Source organism: Polyangium sp. 15x6 (genome assembly GCF_029960785.1).
Taxonomy (GTDB): Bacteria; Myxococcota_A; Polyangia; order Polyangiales; family Polyangiaceae; genus Polyangium.
On sequence record NZ_JASBQE010000029.1, the window covers coordinates 87201 to 109259 of the forward strand.

15 protein-coding genes are annotated in these 22059 nt (G+C 67.0%); 10 read left to right on the forward strand and 5 right to left on the reverse strand.

The genetic code is table 11. The features are described 5' to 3' along the window. Positions 1-124 precede the first annotated feature (124 nt). The 4 genes from QHF83_RS22380 to QHF83_RS22395 all read left to right on the forward strand — a co-directional run bounded on the left by QHF83_RS22380 (position 125) and on the right by QHF83_RS22395 (position 3917). Positions 125-1045 carry a LysR family transcriptional regulator gene (locus tag QHF83_RS22380; protein ID WP_282419931.1) on the forward strand — a complete coding sequence of 307 codons (921 nt, stop codon included), beginning with the start codon at positions 125-127 and terminating at the stop codon, positions 1043-1045. Positions 1046-1144: 99 nt separating this feature from the next. Beyond that, positions 1145-2248 carry a 2Fe-2S iron-sulfur cluster binding domain-containing protein gene (locus QHF83_RS22385; RefSeq protein ID WP_282419932.1) on the forward strand — a complete coding sequence of 368 codons (1104 nt, stop codon included), beginning with the start codon at positions 1145-1147 and terminating at the stop codon, positions 2246-2248. 32 nt (positions 2249-2280) lie between these two features. Then, on the forward strand, positions 2281-3186 hold the full coding sequence (locus QHF83_RS22390) for a sterol desaturase family protein (protein ID WP_282419933.1): 906 nt from the start codon (positions 2281-2283) through the stop codon (positions 3184-3186). A gap of 68 nt (positions 3187-3254) precedes the next feature. Next, positions 3255-3917 (forward strand): metallophosphatase domain-containing protein, encoded by a 663-nt coding sequence (locus QHF83_RS22395; RefSeq protein ID WP_282419934.1) that lies wholly within the window; start codon positions 3255-3257, stop codon positions 3915-3917. 54 nt (positions 3918-3971) lie between these two features. Here the strand turns inward: QHF83_RS22395 and QHF83_RS22400 are convergent, their stop codons facing one another. Beyond that, positions 3972-4607, reverse strand: a complete 636-nt coding sequence (locus QHF83_RS22400; RefSeq protein WP_282419935.1) for a cyclase family protein — start codon at positions 4605-4607, stop codon at positions 3972-3974. A 686-nt stretch (positions 4608-5293) separates the two neighbouring features. On the opposite strand from QHF83_RS22400, the gene QHF83_RS22405 reads away from it, so the two are divergent. The 4 genes from QHF83_RS22405 (at position 5294) to QHF83_RS22420 (ending at position 12065) form a co-directional block, all read left to right on the forward strand. Continuing rightward, the gene (locus QHF83_RS22405) at positions 5294-7450 is read left to right on the forward strand and encodes a right-handed parallel beta-helix repeat-containing protein (RefSeq protein ID WP_282419936.1); all 2157 of its coding nucleotides are present in this window, start codon (positions 5294-5296) and stop codon (positions 7448-7450) included. Positions 7451-7702: 252 nt separating this feature from the next. Further along, entirely contained in the window at positions 7703-10321 is a 2619-nt protein-coding gene (rph, locus tag QHF83_RS22410; RefSeq protein ID WP_282419937.1) for a rifamycin-inactivating phosphotransferase, read from the forward strand. Between the two features lie 291 nt (positions 10322-10612). After that, a complete protein-coding gene (locus QHF83_RS22415; RefSeq protein ID WP_282419938.1) occupies positions 10613-11257 on the forward strand; it encodes a hypothetical protein in 645 nt (214 codons plus the stop codon). A gap of 7 nt (positions 11258-11264) precedes the next feature. Further along, on the forward strand, positions 11265-12065 hold the full coding sequence (locus tag QHF83_RS22420) for a hypothetical protein (RefSeq protein WP_282419939.1): 801 nt from the start codon (positions 11265-11267) through the stop codon (positions 12063-12065). A 28-nt stretch (positions 12066-12093) separates the two neighbouring features. On the opposite strand, the gene QHF83_RS22425 is transcribed toward QHF83_RS22420, so the two are convergent. From QHF83_RS22425 to QHF83_RS22435, 3 genes are all read right to left on the reverse strand, one after another. Then, positions 12094-13095 carry a hypothetical protein gene (locus tag QHF83_RS22425; protein WP_282419940.1) on the reverse strand — a complete coding sequence of 334 codons (1002 nt, stop codon included), beginning with the start codon at positions 13093-13095 and terminating at the stop codon, positions 12094-12096. A gap of 33 nt (positions 13096-13128) precedes the next feature. After that, a complete protein-coding gene (locus QHF83_RS22430; protein ID WP_282419941.1) occupies positions 13129-14832 on the reverse strand; it encodes a VanW family protein in 1704 nt (567 codons plus the stop codon). Between the two features lie 210 nt (positions 14833-15042). Beyond that, on the reverse strand, positions 15043-16140 hold the full coding sequence (locus QHF83_RS22435; RefSeq protein ID WP_282419942.1) for an NADH:flavin oxidoreductase: 1098 nt from the start codon (positions 16138-16140) through the stop codon (positions 15043-15045). Positions 16141-16352: 212 nt separating this feature from the next. Between QHF83_RS22435 and QHF83_RS22440 the strand changes: the two genes are divergently transcribed. Further along, positions 16353-17576, forward strand: coding sequence for a hypothetical protein (locus tag QHF83_RS22440; protein WP_282419943.1), 1224 nt, complete (start codon positions 16353-16355; stop codon positions 17574-17576). A gap of 46 nt (positions 17577-17622) precedes the next feature. Then, complete coding sequence (locus QHF83_RS22445) at positions 17623-21159, forward strand: VIT domain-containing protein (protein WP_282419944.1); 3537 nt, start codon at positions 17623-17625, stop codon at positions 21157-21159. 12 nt (positions 21160-21171) lie between these two features. Here QHF83_RS22445 and QHF83_RS22450 read toward each other — a convergent pair whose 3' ends face one another. Next, positions 21172-21951: a hypothetical protein gene (locus QHF83_RS22450; protein WP_282419945.1), complete on the reverse strand. Its 780-nt coding sequence runs from the start codon at positions 21949-21951 to the stop codon at positions 21172-21174. Between the last annotated feature and the right edge of the window lie 108 nt (positions 21952-22059).

Genomic DNA, 22059 nt, shown 5'->3' on the forward strand with positions numbered 1-22059 from the left:
GGCTTTGTCATTCTCGGCATCCTCGCCGTGTTCGCTTTCGGGGGCGCTCCGACACGAGATCGCTCGGTTTGCCAAGGGGTGATGCTTCGCGGTTGCGCCTCGGGGCTGCGTTACGTTCCTCGGCATGAGCGCCCCGCCGGTCCCTCGCCTGCGCGCCGTCGACCTAAACCTCCTGACGGTCCTGGATGCCCTGCTCGTCGAGCGCAGCGTGACACGGGCGGCCGATCGCCTCGGCATGACCCAGCCGGCCGTGAGCAACGCCTTGACCCGGCTGCGGCTGCTGTTCGACGACGAGCTTTTCGTGCGCCACGGCAAGGCAATGGCGCCAACGCCCCGCGCTCTCTCGCTCGCCGGCCCGATCCGCAAGGCGCTCGAGCTGATCCAAGCCTCGTTGGCGCACGCCGATGCCTTCGATTGCACGGCGAACCGTACATTCACGCTCGGCCTGCAAGACATCGGAGAGGCCATCCTCCTGCCGCGCTTCTTGCAGCGGCTCGAACAGCTCGGCGCAGGTATCCGTCTCGATATCCGGCGTGAACCGGGGGCCGCGCTGCATGACGAAATGCGCCTCGGCAAGGTCGAGCTCGTCCTCGATTACGTCGTCATCTCGGGCGAGGAGTTCCGGCGCAAGCGCGTCCTCGACCTGACGATGGTGCCGCTCGTGCGCCGGGATCATCCGGTCGTAGGAGAATCGCTGACCCTTGACGAGTTCCTCGGGCTGGAGCACCTGATCCTCGAGCCACGGGAGGGCCAGACGAACCCATCCGAGCAGGCCCTGGCTGTCCTTGGGCGCTCGCGGCACGTGCGGATGCAGGTGCCCCACTTTCTATCGATGCCGCTCCTCGTGTCGCGATCGAACCTCGTGTGCACGATGCCTCTGCCGCTGGCGCGCCTGTGCGAGCAGCACTTTCCCGTGCGGGCGGTGAGCTGCCCGCTGCCCGTCGGCCCGATACCGTTCTTCATGATGTGGCATGCCCACCAGGACGCCGACCCGGCTCATCAATGGCTCCGGCAAACGATCGTCGAGCTATGCGGGCTCATCTGACGGGCCTCGAGCATTCACGCCGGCAATGGTTCTCATACCAATTCTCGATTGGTAACTCCTCGGGCGGCGACGCATGGTGTCGCGCAGAGGATGAAAAACATGACCATGTTCGGACTCAAATCGTCCCCCAAGCAGAGCGGACGAGGAGGCGCCCTTCATATCGCTGGCAGCGATCGCGTCGCTTCCATTGCGGCTGGTGAGACGCTCCTCGGCGCGGCCGTGCGGGAGGACATCCCGTTTCCCCGGATGTGCAACGTGGGCGAGTGCGGAGCCTGCAAGTGCCGCCTCACGCGAGGACACGTCCGCCTCAAAAAGGATATTTCGCTCCACGTTTCCCCCGAGGAGCTCTCGTCCGGCTTCATTCTCGCTTGCCAGAGCGTGGCCGAGTCGGCCGAGGTGGAGGTGGAGGTGCTGGGAGCGGGCGACGATGACGCGGGGAAGCAAGCGCCGAGGAAGATGGACGCGAGCATCACGCAGATGACCATGCTCACGCCGGACGTCTGCGAACTCGAGCTGAGTCTCGCCGTGGACATCGATTACGTAGCGGGCCAATACGCGCAGCTCACCGTCCCCGGGGTCATGGGCCTCGACGAGCCGCGCTGCTATTCGTTCGCCGAGGCGCCGACCGGGCGGAGCTCGAAACGCCGGGCCATTTTTCATATCAGGCACGTGCCGGGCGGAGCCTTCACCGGCTGGCTCTTCGCCGCGGATCGGACGGGCGATCGTTTATGTCTGTCTGGGCCGCACGGAGGCCTTTGCTATCGAGAGGCCGAGCGGCCGCTCTTGTGTGTGGCGGCGGGTACGGGCCTCGCGCCCATCAAGGCGATCCTGGAGCAAGGGCTCGCGGAGGGGTTCACCCATGATGTGACGCTCGTCGTCGGGGCGCGTACCCGGCGGGATCTTTATGCGATCGATTCCATCCTCGCGATTCAGGAGCGATGGCACGGCTCGTTCGCGTTCGTCCCCGTGCTTTCGCAGGAGTCCGAAGACTCGGCTTGGAGGGGGAGGCGGGGGCGCGTCACCGATTACCTGCGCGAGCGAGAAAAGAGCCTCGCCGATTGCGCGGCGTACCTCTGCGGCCCGCCTGCGATGATCGACTCCGCGCTCGAAGTGCTGCGCCACAGGATCCCGCCGAAGCATTTGCATCACGACAGGTTTTTGGACCGCGGCTCGATCGCCACGGCCGCGTCTGCGGTTGCCTGATCGCGGTCATACGCCCGAAAGGAGGATAAGTCATGTTCGATACGATTCTGATCACGACCGGCATCATCGTGCTCTTCGGCGCCATCGAATTCGGATACGGCCTTCATCGGCGGCCCGGCGTGCTCACGATGCGGGAGCTCGGCACGAGCCTCGTCTCCCTTGGCGCCAGTTTCCTGATCCGCGTAGCGGTCAACGTCGCCGTGCTCCTGCCGCTCGGGAGGCTCTGGCCGGGCTCCAAGGGGGCGCTTGCTGGCTATGGCCCGTGGCCCTTCGCGGTGCTCTACCTGCTGCTCGTCGATTATGGGTTTTACTGGGTGCACCGAAAGTGCCACGAGGTACCGTGGCTCTGGCGCCTCCACAAGCCTCACCACGTTTCGGAGCAGCTCCACGCCGCCGTCACGTACCGGGAAAACTGGATCTTCAACCTGCTGCTGCCGCACGCCTGGGTAGGCCCGCTCATGGTCTGGCTCGGCCAGCCTGGAGCCTATCTAGCGGGAACGGCTTTCTATACCCTGATCGCAGTGTCGCTGCACTGCGATCTTCGCTGGGATCTGCACCTCCAGCGCAATCGCTTCCTGCGCCCCTTCATGTGGGTGGTCGAGCGCGTCATCACGCTGCCCGACGTCCACCACGTCCACCACGGACTGGGCCGATACGGCAATGCCATGAAAAACTATGGCGGATCACTCGCCATCTTCGATCTGTTGCACGGGACGCTCGTGATCCCGCATGCCCGCCAGGAGGGCTTTGGTTTGCCCAAGGGCGCGTCGATCGAACCGTGGAGCGAGCAGATCTTCTGGCCGCTCGTGCGCTCGAAGAAGAAGGAGAGAGTCACGGAAGAGCTTTCGCCGGACGGCGAAGCGCCGACGGCGGGTGCGCTCGCAATGGCAAAGGCGGTCATCTACACGGCGGATGGTCGCGCCATCATCGTGAGCTGAGTCGAGGTTTCACGCAGCGCGCGCGGCGACGTGCTCCACGCCGACAGCGGCGTGCTATCCTCGGAGCCATGCGGATCGTTGCCGTCGCAGACACGCACCTCTATCACACGCAGCTCGTGGTCCCACGAGGCGACGTGTTCGTTCACGCGGGAGACCTGTGCCGGTTCGGGGATCTCGACGAGCTCGCCGAAGCCGCCGCGTGGATCCGAAGTCTGCCCCATCGGTACAAGGTCGTGGTCGCGGGAAACCACGACTGGGCCTTCGTCCACCATCCGCGCGAAGCACGCGCGCTGCTCGGCAAGGGTGTCGTTTACCTGGAGGATTCCGGGGTCTGTATCGATGGCATCACCTTCTGGGGCAGCCCCTGGCAGCCGGCGTTCCACGACTGGGCGTTCAATCTCCCGCGGGGCGAGGCGCTCGCGGAGAAATGGGCCGCCATTCCCGAGGGGATCGATGTCCTGATCACGCACTCGCCCCCGTTCGGAATCGGTGATCGCTCGTGGTCCGAGGTGCGGCATGGCTGTGCGGATCTGATGGCACGTGTTCGTCAGGTGAAGCCCCGTCTCCACATCTTCGGCCATATCCATGAGGATGGGGGTGTGTTTCGCGAGGAGGAGGGCGTCACTTGCTTCGCGAACGTGACGACCTGGGAGTGCGCGCGGCGTCCAACGGTGCTCGATATCGCGGGCGAGGTCGTCACGGAGATCGACGTTCCGAAGGCGCGGCGCTGAGGAACAGCTCGCCGCCCGTTCGCTGGGCTCGGCGGGGACCGGACGCCCATTGCATCAAAGCGAGAAGAGCAGCGCGCGCACGGGGCTCGCCTCGAGCGCGACCGGCAGAGGCGGGCAAACGAGCGTGTAGCTGCCCGCCGTGACGCCATCGAGATCGAGCGCGACGAGCGCGGGCAGCCCCGCGGACGCAAGGCGGGTGTGGGCGGGGAAGGTCGTGGAATCGAGAGGGTCGAGGCTGTAGGCATCGAATCCGACGAGGACGGGGCGGCGCGCGAGCAGCGCGTCGATCGCCTGCGGATCCAGAAAGGCGAGGTCGACCGCGGGGGGAGGAGCATGCCAGCAGGCGCTGTTGCGCGTGCGGAGGAGGAGGCGGCTCCGGCGCGGGATGCGGGTGAGGTCGCCGAGGTCCGAGGCCTCGATGCGGTCCTTGGGGAGGCGCGCGAGATCCACGACGAAGGCGGGGCCGACGAAGGTGTCGGGCGGAAAGGCGGAGAGATCCGGGGCGCCGAGGAGGAAATGGGAGGGCGCGTCGAGGTGGGTGCCGACATGGGCGTGAAGGTGGAGGCTGGAGACGTCGAGCGGGTCGCCGTCACGAATGCGCGCGAGGGGACGCAGTTCCGGGGGGGGATCCCCGGGGAAGACGGGGGTCGTCGCGGCAAGGGAGAGCGAGAGGTCCTTGACGAGGCGCATGGCTTGCGAGGGTAGCCGGCCGAGCGGGGAGGTGTCGAGGGATCGAACGGTGAACGCGGGGTCGGCCATCCTTGGGCGCTTTGGCTTGTGATTCTCGGCAGGCTGTGGGGGATGGCTGTGCCACGCCGAAAGATCACCTCTCCTCTTCCTTATTCTTACGACGGTGGAGGCGCGTAGCCGGGACTTGCGCCTCGATTGAAACATTTTGCTCTCACGGCTCGCCGAGGCGAGCGCGGGGAGTGAGGAAGAGTCGCCCAGCCGGCTCGCGCATCGACTCCGGCCACTTCCAGATTCCCCACCTACACGATTCGCTCGCCGCCATTCGCGCCGCCCCTCCGCGCATTGCCGCGACTGTCGTCGCCTGGACGTGCCTGCGGGCAATCCCGTCCCCTGCGCAGCCCGCTTCGCTGCTCTGCCTCCACGAAATCCGAGCGAGAAAGCCCAGAGCGCCCGAACAGCCACCTCTCGCTGCCCATTCCGCGCTCGAGGGCGGGCTCGAGCGCCTCGCGCCATGGGCCTCGGGAGGCCGCGTCGAGCATTACGCGGAGAGGCCTGCGAGGTCCCGCCGCGATGCCGTGCTCAATGTGGACCGAAGTCCAAAAACTCGTTGACGATGATGTGTATCGCGGACATATTCAGGTATGACTTCTTGGAAATCTACGCTTGGTTCCTCCATCGTCCGCGCGGTGGCAACGCAGAACAATGCCCAGTATGGGGTACAGACGCTCGACGGCGTTTCCTTGGCTGTCGGCGATCGAGTCCTGTGTACCGGCCAAACCCTCGCGGCCGGGAACGGAATCTTCATCGTCGATAACGAGAGCTGGCGACGCGCGCAGGATATGGCGACGTCCGCCGACTGTGTGCCGGGCACCCACGTGTACGTCTCGGAAGGGACCCTCTTCAAGAATACGGATTGGTACCTTCAGACGGCCAGTCCGATTACGCTCGGGACCACGGCGCTCAACTTCCAGCGCTCGTTTCCCGACTACAACGTCCACCGCTTCGGCGCCGTCGGCGATGGGAAGACGATCACCGACGGCGCGACGACCGCGGGCTCCGCGATCTTGACCTCGGCGACCGCGGCGTTTACCGCGGCCGATACGGGCAAGCCTCTCCTGATCAACATGCCGTCGAATCCGGCGACCGGGACCGTCGCCCTGCAGAACGGAAGTACGATCGTCAACGGTACGGGTACTCAGTTCCTGACCGATTTCTCGGCGCCGTATTACGAAGCCGTCATGATCAACGGTGTCCTGTACACCGTAACGAACGTCATCAGCGATACCCAGCTCACGGTGAGGTACGCGCCCACTTCCCCCGGTATCATCTCCGGTTTGACGATTTACCGTGACGTCCAGACGCAGACGACGATCACGTACGTGAGCGCGACGCAAGTCACGATGGGCGTAACAGCCACGACCACAGCCTCCGGTCTCACGGCGACCTACGGCACGGACGACACGACGGCCATCCAGGCAGCGATGACGGCCGCTACCGCCGATGGCAATGGAAATGCAAGGGTGACGTTCCACGCCAAGATGTACATCGTCTCCGAAAATCTCGGTGTGACCTCGGCCGCTGGTGTCACCATCGAGGGCGCCGGCATGGATCGAACGATCATCAAAGACATTCGTCCGTCGACGGTGAATCCGAGCGCGGGTTATGGGGGGCAGCTCTCCTTCGTCACGTGCAGAAACTGCCAGGTCCGCGATCTGACAGTCGATGGCTCCATCCCCGAGGTCGTGGTCGCCGTCACGACGCCAGCCAGGAGGAAGGGCATCTTCTTCGATGCATCGTCCGATTGCAAGGTGTATCGTGTGAAGACGACTCGACATCGGCACGAGTCGATCTATGCGCATCACGACTGTAAAAATTGGCACGTCTTCGAGTGCGTCGTGACGAGGACGAATAGCAACGCCATCAATCTGAATTCAGACGGGACGGCGTGCGAAGGGTGCAACATCTCCAACAACAAGATTGATTCCTTCGCAGGAAGCGCAATTCTGGTCGGAGCCCTATCCGCGGTGATCATTGGAAACGACTGCACGTTCGTGGCGCCCGGATCCGTCGGGGCTGGGATGATCGGGGTCGACTCCTCGGCTCGAGCGATCATCGCCAACAACATCCTCCATGATTTCATAACGGATTCGGCGGGTGTGGGGGCCATCGACATCTACGGGGCCGTCAACGATCACGCGTGCATCAACATCGTGGGCAATGTGTTCACCAACATCCAGAGCGGATGGCATGCGGGCACGGGGGCTGCCGTTTCGCTCAACAATGTCGCCGGAACGACGTTTGTCACCGGAAATCTGGTCGACGACTGCACCGCCGTGGTCGCCGGCGGCAAGTTCGTGAACATCGCAGGAGCGAATACCGGAAAGGTCCACGTCGCCGGAAACACGTTCAACGCTCGTGCGGGATCGAATCTCACCGTAGGCATCAACGTCGCCTCGACAGTGCCCGCTGGCGCTGTCGCCATCGGACCGAACCACTACTCGCCGGCGGTGACCACTCCTTATGCACTCGGCGCCGCGGCTGCGCTTCTCGGGATGCGCCGAACGGTGTCATCCACCGGAACGACCGCGCTCGCCGCGAGCGATGACGATGTCTTCGTCACGGCGAATGGCGCAGTGACGGTTACGCTGCCCGATCCCACGCTGTTCAGTGGCGGGGGGAAGCGGATCATGGTCAAGAACACGTCGGCGCAGACGGGAACGACGACGATCGGCACAGCCGCCGGAACGATTGACGGGAATACGACGGTTTCCTTGGCGGGGGCGAACCTCAGCTATACGGTCGAGTCCGACGGTTCGAACTGGCAGATCGTCGCGAAGGTATAATACGGCGCGCGCTCGAGCTCGCGCGCGTCCTGCGTCGTCGCCAGGTTCTCATGCCCCGCCATCCGCTGCACCCCATGCACCGGCACTCCATTACCGCTCCCGCTCCCGCCTCGGGTTCCAGCGCCCCTCACCCGTCGTAACCGCTTTTTCGGAGCGGGTGTCGACGATGGCCGCAAATCCGGTCCTGACGCCAATTTGAACGTCGCGGAGATCCGCGTTATAGTGGCGCCCTTCGAGGAGGGAGGTGAGCCGATGCGTGCTTCCGTACTTGGTTTCCAAGAGGTCGACCGGACGCGGATCATGGATGTCGGGGGGAAAGGCGCCAGCCTGGGGGAGCTTTCCAGGTTGGAAGGCATCCGCGTGCCGGATGGCTTCTGTGTTTCGACCGAAGCCTTCAAGCGGATCCTGGGAGAAGCGCCGTCGCTTGGCGAATGGCTCGATCGGTTGTCGCGTCTGAAGGCGGAAGACCGCGACGGAATCCGGGAGCTCAGCGCGGAGATCCGCAGCATCATCGAAGAGATCGCCATCCCTGATGACTTGCAGGATGTGATCACCCGCTATCTCTCGAGGCTTGGCGAGGAAGGGGCCTATGCCGTACGGTCCAGCGCGACGGCGGAGGATCTGCCGGCGGCTTCCTTTGCAGGCCAGCAGGATACGTATCTGAACGTCATCGGGAAGCCGGCGATCCTGAAGCACATCAGCCGGTGCTGGGCATCGCTCTTCACCGAGCGGGCGGTGACCTACCGCCTTCGACACGGCTTCGACCACCGCAAGGTCCACATGGCGGTGGTGGTGCAGAAGCTGATCGTCCCGCAGGCGGCCGGAATCCTGTTCACGGCCGATCCCGTCACCTCGAACCGGAAGGTGTCATTCATCGAGGCTGGCTTCGGCCTGGGGGAGGCCCTGGTCTCCGGCCTGGTGAACGCCGATGGCTACAAGGTGCGAAGCGGCCAGGTCATCGAGAAGGCGATCGCCACCAAGAAGCTTTCGACCTGGGCCTCGAAGGAGGGCGGTACGAAGGAGCTGGCGATCGAGCCCGAGCGGCAGAACCGGCCCGTGCTGACGGATGAGCAGATCGGGCGGCTCGAGCGTCTGGGCAGGCGGATCGAAGGGCATTTCGGTCGCCCCCAGGACATCGAATGGTGCCTGGTCGAGGATGATTTCTACATCGTCCAGAGCCGGCCGATCACGACCTTGTTCCCCATCCCCGAGGCTTTTGACCAAGGCCAGCACGTCTATGTATCCGTCGGCCATCAACAAATGATGACCGACCCCATGAAGCCCTTGGGGCTGTCCTTGTTCCAGTTGACCGCTGCTCGCCCCATGTATGAAGCGGGTGGGAGGTTGTTCATCGATCTCACGAAGGAGCTGGCTTCACCGGTCAGCAGAGACGCCGTCTTGAATGGCTTGGGCCGATCCGATCCGCTCATCAGGGACGCTCTGACGACCGTCATCGAGCGGGGGGATTTCATCGAATCGGTGCCGGCTGATCCGCAAGCATCGGGTCCCGGTCGAGGCAAGCCAGGTATGCCGCCTGCGGGTTTCCAGGCGCCCATCGAAGACGATGCGGCGATCGTGGCTGATTTGATCGCGCGCAGCCAGACGTCGCTCGAAGCGCTGAAGCAGAACATCCGAACGAAATCCGGAACGGAGTTGTTCGATTTCATCCTGGAAGACGTTCAGCAGCTCACGAAGAGCTTCACGGATCCGCGAAGCTTGGGCGTGATCATGGCCGCGGTGAATGCTTCCTCATGGATCAATGAGAAGATGATGGAATGGCTGGGTGAGAAGAACGCAGCCGACACGCTTTCTCAGTCCGTACCGAACAACATCACCTCGGAAATGGGGCTGGCGCTCTTGGACGTCGCGGACGTGATCCGTCCTCGTCCGGAGGTGATTGCTCATTTGCAAACGGCAAAGGATGATGGCTTCTTGGAGGGCTTGACCCGGCTCACGGGTGGACCGGAAGCCTACGAAGCCATCTGCGCTTACCTCGACAAATACGGCATGCGCTGCGTCGGGGAAATCGATGTGACGAGAACGCGTTGGAGCGAAAGCCCCACGACACTCGTCCCCTTGATCCTCAGCAACATCAAGAACTTCGAGCCTGGGGCCGGCAGCCGGAAGTTCGAGCAAGGGCGGCAGGAGGCCTCGAAGAAGGAACAAGCGTTACTGGATCGATTGAAACGATTGCCGGAGGGGGACCAAAAGGCCGGAGAAGCGGAGCGGATGATCCGCCGGCTCCGGAACGTCCTCGGCTATCGTGAATACCCGAAGTACGACATCGTCAACCGCTACTTCGTCTACAAGCAGGCCTTGCTGAAAGAAGCCGAGCAGCTCGTGCGGGCCAACGTGATCCGTGAGAAAGCAGATATCTACTATCTCACGTTCCAGGAGCTTCGCGAGGTCGTGCGCACGAACGAGCTGGATGACCAGATCGTCCGCCAGCGCAAGGACGAGCACGAGCTCTATCGGAAGCTGACGCCACCGCGGGTGATCACGTCCGATGGTGAAATCGTCGCAGGTGCGTACAAGCGCGCCGATCTCCCCGCTGGCGCCATCGTCGGTCTACCGGTTTCTTCTGGTGTCGTCGAGGGACGCGCCCGCGTCCTCTTGGATATGGCCGATGCCGATCTGGCCGAGGGGGATATCCTCGTCACCTCCTTCACGGACCCTAGCTGGACCCCCTTGTTCGTGTCCATCAAGGGCCTGGTGACCGAAGTGGGGGGACGGATGACCCACGGCGCGGTGATCGCCCGTGAATACGGCTTGCCGGCCGTCGTGGGCGTGGAGCATGCGACCACGCTGATCAAGGATGGGCAACGCATTCGCGTGCATGGAACGGAAGGGTACGTCGAGATCCTGCCGTAGCCACATGCCGCAGGAGCCACGCCCACGGCCTGCGGCGACCGTTTCGCCGGCGAGCCCGCCGCCGTGATCGGACTCCGCCGCTTGCCTCGTCGGCGAGACCCCCGCCCTGATCGGACCTCGCCGGGGCCTCGTCGACCAGGCACCCGACGAGGTCCGATCTCCTCGGGGGTCTCGTCGACGAGGGATCCGGGTGAACCTTACGTTGTGGTTGCGTGTAGGTGCGAAGGCCAGGATGGCCTGCGGCGGGCGAATTGCACAGTCGGGCCGACAGGATTTACGATGAGCGTCCCCATGGCCGAGCACCTTCCTCGGACGGTCGATTATTTTCTGGTGCTGGCCCGCGCACGCGACCTCCTGCCAGATGCAAAGGCAATTCTCGACGAGAGGGCTCTCGTGAGCCCCGACCTGATGGCTGAAGCATTGCGGATGTGCGGCATTACGCCGGCCTGGGCGACCTTCGATCCCGAAGATGCCTCGCACCTCGAACGGCTGATCGAGGCGGTCGGCGGGGACGTCTATGTCGTTGGTGATTCCGCGTATTCTGCCGGCTTGCAAGTGATTCACGTTCGACATGACGAATGGAATGACATCCAGCTCGACGTCGGTCTTGGTTTCGACGCCACGCTGACCGGAGTCACCGCTCCAGCAATCGCTCTCATTCATCACGAAGGACTGTGCGCAGTCGTGACCGACCTCAGAGCCCACGGGTCGCCCGAAGACGCGCGAGAGCTCGAACGACAGTTGGTGGAGCAAGCCGAGCGACGACGTGGCGAAGCGCTGGAGCGATTGCCACTGGCCGTGCGGGAGGGCATGCTGGCGATTCTCGAAGAGAAGAGGAGCATCGATGCCATCAAGTATCTTCGAGAACAGCTCGGGTATTCGCTGTCGACCGCGAAAGACATCGTCGACGCCGTTCGGCGATCCGCGATTCGATGAGGGCGCAATGGCTACGTCCCCTTCCGACATCGAGAACATCCCCGGGTTCATGGACTGGTTCGTAGGGGAGCCACCCGCATCGCGCGGGGCGCCGGCCGAGGTCATCGAGGTTCATGGCCTGGGCTGCACGTTCTCTCGATCGCTCACCGAAAAAGAGCGGGCCGAGGTCCTCAGCTTCCTTCACCGCCACGTCGACGCACACAAGGAGTACCGATTGATCGGGACCCTCTCGATGCCTCTCGCGGAGATCTCCGTGGAGCGCATCGACGAAGTCCGCACCGTCGCGCGCGGAATCGAGATCGCCGGCGGTCATGGCGGCCACTGGCTGAGTTTGGAATCGAGGGTAATTCTCTATTTCGGCACGCGTCGCGACGCCGCCGAGAAGAAGCTCGCGACGCTCGGGCCCAGGGTGTACGGCAGGCGGATCGTGGACAGCGACGGAGAATGCCTCTTGATCGGGCAGCTCCAGATTCCACTCCGCGAGGACCTGGGGACGAGCGCCGAGGTCGAGCGGTACATCGAGCTCGCACGAAAAGAGATCGGCAACGACGAGTTCGAGGCCCCGCCGAGGTTTCTTGCCGAAGTATCCATGCTCTTCGACGAGCGCGCTGCGGCCGAGGCCATGCGTCCGCGGTTCGGGGCCATCGGGCTCGGGACCAAGGTCGTCGAGGAAATCCACGAAATCGCGCGCTCGAAGGTCGTCGCGTGGCAAGAACGCCGGCGGGTCGAGACGGGGCGCGTCGAAGAGCTGATGCAACCCCGCAGGCAGCACGGGGGCGGATGGTGGGCTCGGTTGTGGCGGCGTTGAAGCGCCGGGCTCCGAGCGCCGGCGTACCTCAATCCTCCCGCACGAGCAGCTTCCGCAAGAGCTCCAGCGGATGGAAGCCGAGCATCTCCTCGAGCTCTCCATGCTGCGCGCTCTTCGCCGCCCGATCCCACAATCGCTCGATCGACCCGGCTACCACGCCGTTCGAATCGACGCGCTCCATCACCTTGCGCACCGCCAAAAATGCCGCGCGGCTCGCGTCGATCCCCAGCGGGATCGCCATCGGCGCGGGCAACGGCGAAAGAATGATGTCACGCACGAACGCCGCGCGCGCCCACGCGCCCGGGCTCGGATCCACTTCGAGCGCGCGGAACGTCGCCGTCTCCGCGTAACAGCCGAACGCGATCGGCCCGACGCGATCCTCGATCGCGTGTGACAGGTGCCGGTAGTCGCGGCGCCAGTCGCCCGAGAGCAGGCCCATGTCGCCGCGGATCTCGTCGGGGCCGAGGATCAAGCTGATGCCGTCCTGACCACGACGCAGCGCCACGCTCGTCCAGAGCTCGCCGCCCTCGAAGATGCCGAGCACCAGCGCCTTGCCGATCGGGCACACTGCGTCGAGGCTCGTGCGCACCATGCCCGGCGTCGGGATCGGCACGCCGCGCAGGCGCAGCGGCCACGCCGAGAGACGGCCCGCCGCGAGCTCGGCTTGCGCGAGCGAGAAGAGCGTGACCGTCTGTGTCGCGAGGTCGTCGCCCTTGCGCGAGCGCGACGCGAAGCGCTCCATGATCCGTTCGAGCGTGCCGCTCTCGAGCACGATGCAGAAGCTCGCATCGTTTCGCTTCGCGAGGTCTTCGGCCGTCATCGGCCACTCGATGTCCTCGATCCCGAGGCGACCTACGTTCGTGTGCAGGAGCTTGCGCAGGCGGCCGCGGTCGTGGATGGCGATCACGCCGCCGCGCGGGCGGTTCGGATCACGCAGCTCGCCCGTGGTGCGACGCGGCCGGAAGAGCGACAGGACGCGGACCCAGTCCGTCGCGGTGAACCCCTCGAAGCGTACGTGGGGGGAGAGCACGGCGGCGGAGGGTACCCCGACGCGTGGAGGTTGTCAGGTCCCGCTCTCGGCCGCGGGCTTCTTCTTCTTGCGCTTCTTCTTCTTGCCCTTGTCGTCCTCGGGCTTCTTGGCCTTGTCGCCTTCCTTCGCGTCCGCCGAGGCAGGCTGCGCCGCCGGCGCCTCGCCCTCGCTCGCGCCTTCGGCCGTGTCCTTGCTGCGGTAGTGCGAGAAGCCGAGCTTCTCGTAGTAGCCCGCCTTGCCCGTCTGTCCGGGCTCGCGGCTCTCGATCGTGCCGCCGCCCGGCTGGGGCTCGGGGACGCCCGGCGTGCGGATGTCGGGGCCCTGCGTGACCACGAGGTACTCGTCCACGACGTACTCGGGGTGCTCGTCGTCCTTCGCGTTGACGTCGAGCTCCTTCGGGCCCGTGCCGACGTTGATGATCTGCGCCGTCGGCGGGTACGAGTCGCTCCACTTGTAACGAAGCGCGTGCGCGCCGTCGCGCACGACGCGCGAGCTCGTGGTCTTGAAGCCGGGGATGCCGCGCTGCGCGAGCACGCGCGTGCCCTCGGGGAGTTTTGGTGTTTGGCGCTCGACCTCCTCGAACGGCAGGACCTCGTCGATGCGCCGGAAGTACGTGACCGTGTGGCGGCGCTCGGGGCCGAGGATCTCGGCGCGCACGACGCCGTTCGACACCGTCTCGTGCAGGACGATCGGGAAGTCGAAGGGGTTGCGGAAGCGGAAGCTGATCGTCGGATAGACGACGGTCGCGTCGAGGCCGAGCTTGATGTAGGAGCTCGGCCGCGAGTGCGGGTACCGCTCGACGATGTCGAGCCCCGCGAAGAAGGCCGCGCCGTGCAGCGTGCCGGAGATCTGGCAGGTGCCGCCGCCGAGGCCGTCGACGAGCTCGCCCTGCGCGATGACGGTCGCGACGCGGTAGCCGTGCGCCTCGTCGCGCGGGCCGACGACGTCGTTGAAGTCGAAGACCTCGCCGGGCATGACCACGGCGCCGTCGAGCTTCGAGGCCGCGAGGCGGAGGTTGTACGTGCGGTCCCTCGTGCGCTCGCCTTGCGTGTAGCGCGTCTCGAAGTAGCCGAGCACGTGGTCGAACTTCACGTTGCCCATCTGCTCGGCGCGGCGCTTGGGCGGGACGTTCTCCACCGCGGCCGCGACCTCGTCCGCGCCCTGGCGGAAGGCCGCGTCGATGCGCGCGATCGTGCCGTAGACGTCGAGCCTGTGGCCGTCCTTCTCGGGGACGAGTTTTTTCTGGGCGAGGTCGACGTACGCGTCGGTCGCGGCCGCGTCGAGCTCGCTCTTCAGCGCGAGGAGTTTGTCGACGGCGGCCTCGGCGTCGAGGATGAGCGGCAGGGGGACGTCGAGCGGCTTGCCGGGGTTCGTCTGGTCGTGGGCGCGGCGGAGGGGGCTCTCGGGGCGAAGCGCCTCGCGCACGAAGCCCGCGAGGCGGACGCGATCGATCTCGGCGCCGAGCGCGCCGCGGCGGATCTTGCGGCCCGTGCCGTCGGGCAGCTTGATCGTGATCTCGCCGGAGGCGTACCTGCGCACGAGGTCGAGCGCGTTCGCGACCGGGTCGCCCTGCATCGGCACGGCCATGCCGGCGACGCGCAGCTCGGGCGTGGGATGCACGACGGGCGCCTCGGGCGCGGGCGGCAAGAGCAGCCACGTGATGCCGAGCCCGGAGGCGATCGCCACGGCCGCCATCGCCGCGTAACGTTTTACCTCGGAGGATCGCGGGGTCCGCATCGCCCCGGCATCTTGGAAAGAGAGGCGGGAGGCGTCAAGGGAACGGCGCAATGCAACACTGTTGCAAAAGCATCCGAAGTGGTTTAGAAGGGACGTCGTGGTACGGCGGTTCGTTGGTCGACCGCCGTGCGTCACGGCGCTCGCGGGGGCGCGGGTTTCCCGGACCCCTTCTTCCCCGCGCCCTCGCGAGCGTTTTTTCTGCGCGGCGTTCTAGCGCGCTTCGTCAGCGACGAAACCCTTCCAGCGCCGCATGTAGTCGATGAACCTCGGGCTGAGGCCACGCTCGGAGAGCTCCTCGGCCGTCATCGGAGGGCGCCTCGGCTCCCACGTGGCGTCGCGCACGCGGAGCGGCCAGTCGGGGTTCAGGATGGCGACGCGGGCGAGCGAGACGCCGTCGGCGCCGAGGGCGAGGAGCGACTCGGCCTCGGCGCGCGTCCAGATCTTGCCCGCGACGAAGAGCGGGATGGAATCCGGGAGAGCGCGGCGAAAGAGCGGGATGGGATGCTCGTCGGGGCGCTTCTTCGTGCTCGCGAAACTGTCCCAGAGCGAGACGCCGAGGAAGTCGATGCCGTCCTCGGCGAGCCATCCCGCGAGCGTCGAGCTCTCGTCGAGGTCGAGGCCCTTCGCCTGGCCCCAGTCCTCGGGCGAGATGCGCACGCCGACGAGGAACGACGCAGGGACGGCGGCGCGCACGGCGCGCGTGGCTTCGCGGAGGAGCCGCGCGCGGTTCTCGAAGGAGCCGCCGTAGGCGTCGTCGCGCTTGTTGCCGGTGGCGCTCAAGAACTGGCCGAAGAGGTAGCCGTGCGCGCCGTGGAGCTGGACGCCGTCGAAGCCCGCGCGGTGCGCGCGCACGGCGGCGTCGCGGAAGGCGGCGATCACGCGCTCGATGTCCTCGGGCGTGGCCGCGCGGGGGTTCGCGGGGTCGCCTTCGATCTCGCTCGCGCTCCACGGGCGCTCGCCGGTGACGCTCGCGTCGGCGCGGGCGCCGCCGTGGTAGAGCTGCACGATGGAGAGGGCGCCGCGCTCGCGGAGCGCCGCGGCGAGGCGCGTGAGGCCCGGCAGGAGCGCGTCGTCGTAGATGCCGAGCTCGCCGGGCCAGCCCTGGCCGTCCAGCGTGACGTGCGCCGCGCACGTGGCGACGATGCCGAAGCCTCCCTCGGCCCGCAGGGCGAGCCAGCGGAGCTCGTCGTCGGAGAGCGTGCCGTCGGCGTGGCTCTGCTGGTTCGTCATGGGGGCGAGGGCGATGCGATTGCGCGCCGTGCGGCCGTTGCGAAACGCGAGCGGTTCGAGGAGGTCTTTCGAGGCCATCGTGCGGCGAGGCTAGCAGCGCTCCCGCGTGGGGCCATGCTCGGACATTATGCGTCCGAGCGAAGGGCCTCGTGCATTGAAATGAGCCCGGCGATCCATTAAAGAGAGCAGACGCACCGCGGTCGGTAGAGGGACGCGGCGAGGGCGGGCCGGACACGCCGGTTGCCCGCGCCGCGCGGCGCGCGGACCCATGCTTTTTCCACGAGGCTCGCATGAACCTTGCTGCACAGCGCTCGCCCGCGGCGCGCTCGGGCGTGGACGATCGATTCGTCGCCGATGAATTCCTCACCCTTCGCGGCCGCGCGGTCCGATGGGAGCTCGCCGCCTGGTCGGGGGCGATCACGCAGGCGCTCGCGCGGGCGCTCGCGCAGAGCCGTGAGGACAGGGTCGCGGCGCTCGCCCCGTGCTTCGAGGAGGCCGCGATCGTCGCAGGTCACCTCGGCCGTCACGAGGACGCGCGCCGCGTCGCGGAGGCCGCTGTCCGGTTCTATGCAGCAATCGCCCGGCAAAAACGATCGGCCGAGGCGCTCTCCTTCGCCGTGTCGGCGCTCGTCGGGCTCGGCGCCGCGGAGCGCGCGGCAGGTCGGCTCGACGAGGCGCTCTTGCACCTCGGGCGGGTGCGTTCGCTCGGGCTCGGCGCGGAGATCGGCGCGGGGCAGCTCCGCGTGTCGCGCGCGCAATGGGAGAGCGTGCTCGCGCTGGAGCCGGCCGCGGCGCGGGCGATCGCGCTCGCGTCGGCGACGGAGACGCTCTCGGCGCTGCTCGCGGCGCGCAGGCTCGAGGACGTGGTATCGCTCGCGCTCGTCTCGCGGCGCGGCGCGACGGATCCTCCGTCGCTCGAATGGGCGCGCAAGGAGGCCGCGCTCTCTGCGCTTTGCCATCTCGGCCGCCCCGACGAGGCGCTCGCGCTCGCCGCGCGTTACACCGTCGAGGCCGGCGAAGCCGAGCGGCTCGTCTTCGAGCTGCGCCGGGCCGAGGTGCTCGCGTGTTTCGGCGACGCCGTGAAGGCGCGCGCGCTCGCCGAGGTGGTGCTCGGGCAACTCGAACGGAAATGGCGCGCGCGCCCCGGCACGCTCGAAGACGTGCGGCTCGCCGCGCGCGTGGCGAGGCTCTGCGCGCTGCTCGGCGAGGCGACCTCGGCCGATTTCTGCTGGGCCGCGCTGGCCGAGGCGCTCGCGATCGGCGACGTGCCGCTGCAAGCGGAGCTGCTCGTGTCCATCGTGGAGACGGATTGGGATCAGGAGCGGCGCGAGGACGCGTCGGATCTCCTGCGCGCGGTGGCGCTCGGCTCGGGTTATCGATTGCCCGCGGCCGAGCGTCTTCTTTCGCCCGAGGACGGACCACGCTCGTCGCGCTCGGCCGACGAGCGCGCGCCGGGCTTCACCTCGCTCGTCGCCTCGCTCTGTGCGCTCGACCCGAGCAAGCGCACGTCGTGACCCTCGAAAGCCGCGCCGATCCGTGTAGCATCGGTGTCGGCACGCCATGACCGATCCCACGACCGACCGAATCACCCAGGGGACGATGCGCACGCCCGGCGGCGCGCCTTTGCCGCTCGAGCACACCGACGTCGAGGCCAAGATCAGCGGCCCCGTCGCGAGCGTCACGCTGAAGCAGCGCTTTCGCAACACGACGGGCGGCCCGATCGAGGCCGAATACCTCTTCCCGCTGCCGCACGATGCGTCGGTGCACACGATGCGTTTTCGCATCGGCGCGCGCACGGTCGAGGCCGTCGTCAAGGAAAAGGAAGAGGCGAAGCGCGCCTACGAGGCCGCGCGGCGCGAGGGGCGCAGCGCGACCTTGCTCGAACAGGATCGGCCGAACCTGTTCACGCTGAGCGTCGCGAACATCCCGGACGGCGAGACGATCGAGGTCACGCTCGGTTATCAGGAGAAGCTCGCGTTCGACGAGGGCGAGTGGCGCTTCGTGTTCCCCATGGTGACGACCGAGCGTTACCACGCGAGGACGGCCGCCGAGGTGCCGGACGCGAGGGCGGTTCGGCCGCCGCGCGCGGCGACGGGCGAGCGGAAAGCGGACGTGAGCGTCAGCGTGGAGATCCGCCCCGGCGTGCCGATCGAGCCGCCGCGCTCGCCCTCGCACCGGATCGACCTCGAGCCCCTCGAAGGCGGCGCATTCCGGGTGAAGCTGCACGCGTCGGAGACCGTCCCGAACCGGGATTTTGTCGTTGCTTATCATGCGCAACACGACAAGGGCGTGCGGCCGCGGGTGCATTTCGAGCGCCAGGCCGACAAGATGGGCACGTTCCTGCTCGTCGTGACGCCGCCCGTTGCGCCGATCGAGGATCTCTCGCTCGCGGAAGCCGGCCCGGCCGGCGATCACCGCACGTTCCGCTGCAACAACTGCGGCGGCGCGCTCCGGGACCCTTCGGTCGTGAAGGAATGGCCGGGCCTCGGGCCGGCGTGGAAATGCGAGTATTGCGGCGCCGTCGTGGCGGCGACGCGCGAGCTCGCCAAGGTCGGGCTCCCGCGCGACGTCGTCTTCCTCGTCGATCGCTCGTGCTCGATGCGCGGCCAGAGCCTCGCGCAGGCGCGGCGCGCGGTGCGCTCGATCCTCGATCACCTCGGGCCGGCCGATCGCGCGCAGGTCTTCGTGTTCGATCACGACCGGATCGCCGCGGACCAGCAAGGAGAAAAATTCGTTCCGATCACGAAAGAATGGGTCGAGCAGATCGACGTGTTCCTTCGAGGCATGACGGCGCGCGGCGGCACGGAGCTCGAAGAGGCGCTCGTCCGCGCGGCGAAATTGCAATCCGAGAAGGGCCGGACGCGGCTCGTCGTCTTGCTGACGGACGGCGCCGTGGGCAACGAGGGCCGGATCTTCCGGCGTGCGCCGGAGATCCTCGGCAAGGAGACGCGCCTGTACGTGCTCGGCGTGGGGCCTTCGGTGAATCGTTATCTCGTCGAGCGGCTCGCGCGGGCGGGCGGAGGCGCGAGCGACGTGCTCTTGCCCGGCGAGGACGTCGAGACCGTCGTGCCACGTTTCGCGCGCCGCGTCCGCCAGGCCGGCCCCGTGCTCACGAACCTGCGTTTGTCCTGGGACGACGCGATGCCCGTGGACGTGTATCCGCAGCCGGCGCCCGAGCTCTTTGGAGGACAAACCGTGCAACTCCTCGGGCGTTTTGCCGGGTCGGGGAAGAGCCGGCTCGTGCTCACGGCCGAGCGCGCGACGGGGGAGCCGTTCCGGCAGGAGGTCGACGTGGAGCTGCCGGAGCAATCCGATCAGATCCCGGGGCTCGAAAGGCTCTGGGCGAGGCTCCGCATCGACGCACGACTGGCCCGGCTCGCCGAGGCGCCCGGGGAGGCGGCCGAGGTGCGCATGGAGGTGCTCGCGCTCGCGCTCAAGCACAAATTGCTGAGCCCGTACACGGCGCTCGTGGCCGAGGACAGCGAAAAACGCGTCGAGGGGCCCGCGAAGAAGGTGCAAATGGAGGCCGTGGCCTCGCACGAGGAGGAGGCAGTAGACGAACCGGTCGCGGAAGGCGCCGGAGAGTTCGTCGAGAAAATGGCGAAGGGCGGCGGAGCAAGGCGGGAGAGAGGGGGCGGCGGCGCGATGGATATGCTCTCCGCCCGTTCGATCTCCTTCGAGGACGAGGACGCGTTCGAGGATGGCGCGGAGGAGCGTTCCAGGAGCACGCGCGCCGGCACGATTCGAACGTCTGCGCCCGCCCTTGCGGCCCCGCGTGCCGCCCCCGCCGCGCCGGCGCGCCCCGCGATGGCCGCGCCTCCCGCGCCGGGAGGGGCGCCTCGGTCGCGAGCAACGCTTGGCGGGCCAAGCACCGCCAAGCCTGCGCCGCCGCTCGCGAAGTCGGCATTCGTCCCCGAGTCGGTCGAAGCGCCCAAGCGAGGCGGAGGGTTTTTTTCGAAGGTGAAGGAAGCCTTCGGGCTCGGCGAGAAAGAAGAGGCGCCGCCCCCGGCGCCAGCAATGGACTTCATGCCGATGGAAGAGGACGACGCGCCGACCACGTCGCGCGAGCTCGCGGAGATCGATGCACGTATCTCCCCGGAACCCGTGGATACGCCGGTTCCGGTCGGTCGGGCGCAGCAAGGCCGGTCGCAAGGCGCGCCGCCCTTGCAATCGAGCGACTCCGAGGCGTATTCGCCCGAGATGCTCGCCCGCGTGGCGAGCGCCGGGGTCGGCGAGCTCGATCTCGTGTTCCTCGTCGACGAGACGGGCAGCATGGGCGAATACATCGAGGAGGTGAAGCGCAGGCTCGTCGAGATCATCGACGCGCTCCGGCGCGCCCCGCTTTGCCGCAGCCTGCGCCTCGGCCTCGTGAGTTATCGCGACCATCCTCCGCAAGATCGCTCCTTCGCGAGCCGCGTCGTGCCCCTCACCGACGATATCGCGTCGATCAAGAAGGGCGTCGAGCGAATGCAAGCCTCGGGCGGCGGTGATGGCCCCGAATCGGTGACGGACGGGCTGTACGACCTCGTGCGGCTCGACTGGCGGCCCCGCGCGGCGCGTGTCGTCGTCTGGGTCGGCGACGCGCCGCCGCACGGCGTGGAGCCCTCGGGCGACGCCTTCCCCCAGGGCTGCCCCTGCGGGCACCACTGGTATGCGCAGGCCGAGAACGCCCGCGAGATGGGCATCGTCATTCACGCCGTCGGCTGCCTGCCCACGCTGCGCCAGTACGTGGGCGCCGAGGACGTGTTCAAGACGGTGGCGCGGACGGCCCGCGGCCTTTACTTGCCGCTCGAGCGCGCGAACCTCTTGATCCCGATCATCACCGGCGTCGCCGAGACCGAGCTCGACAAGCAACGCATCGAGGAGCACATCGCCGAGGTGCTCGCGAAATACGAAAATGAGCTCGTCCCGGCCGATCAGGAGGAGCGCGTCCGTTTCGTGACCGACGTCCTCCGCCAGGGGAACGTGCGCCCGCGCGGCCTCGTCTACGACCCTGAGAAATCCGGCCCCTCGCCGCTCCGCTTCCGCGACATCACGCCCGCCGACGTGGAGGAAGGAATCGAGCGGCTCCGCAGGGTCGCCCGTACCTCCCTGTAAAACCCATTCCTCTCAGTAGCAGAGCTCGGGCCGCGAGCTCCGCGGGCTCGAGGGCCGCTCGCCCGTGATCGCGCGGGCGCTCGCCTGCGCGGCTTGCACGCATTCGCGCAAAAAATGCCGGTAGATGTCGAGCGCGCCCGCGCCGATCTCCGCGAGCTGCTCGGCGGCCTCGGGCATTCCGTCGAGGATCTTCTCCAGCGTCGAGGCATGAAGCGCCGCGCGCCCCACGCCGACCGGCGCGCGCTTTCGCAGCCACGGGAGCCGCTCGGCCATGTCCGCGCCGAGCACCCGCTGGGCCTGGATCATGAGCCCGACGGAGAGCGCGCTCGTGACGCGCTCGATCTCGTACTGGATCGCCGCGTACCCGAGGGGAAGGTCGGCCCCGAGGACCTCCTCGTTGAGCACGCGATAGGCCCGCATGACCACGGTCGGGCGCTCGGCGAGCATGGCGACGTCGATCGCGATGCCGCACCGAATGCTGATGATCTGGGCGACGGCGCGCGCGTCGCGCAGGACGAGCGAGGCGCGGGCGTCTTCCTCCGCCGCGTGCTCGCGGAACGACTGGGCGACGGCGTGGAGCCTGAGCTTTTCGCATTGCTCGGCGGCGCGCCGCGACCAGCGCGCCGTCGGCTGCGTGAGGTAGGGCGTCCGGGCGAACCATTCGAGCAAAAAGCACTCGACCAGGACGGGGGATGCGTCAGCCGCCAGGATCTCCCCGAGGACGTGATCATTCTCGACCTCCGCGCGGAGTGAAAGGACACGTGGCTCGTAGAGGGTCTTCAAGCTGTTCATAGGAATGCCTCGCACGGATGAATTTGCATTCGCCATGCCACGAGCGAAAATGGCCGGGAAATTGGAACCGTCACGGGATTGTCGAGCCGATTCTGCTCGATTGGCGCT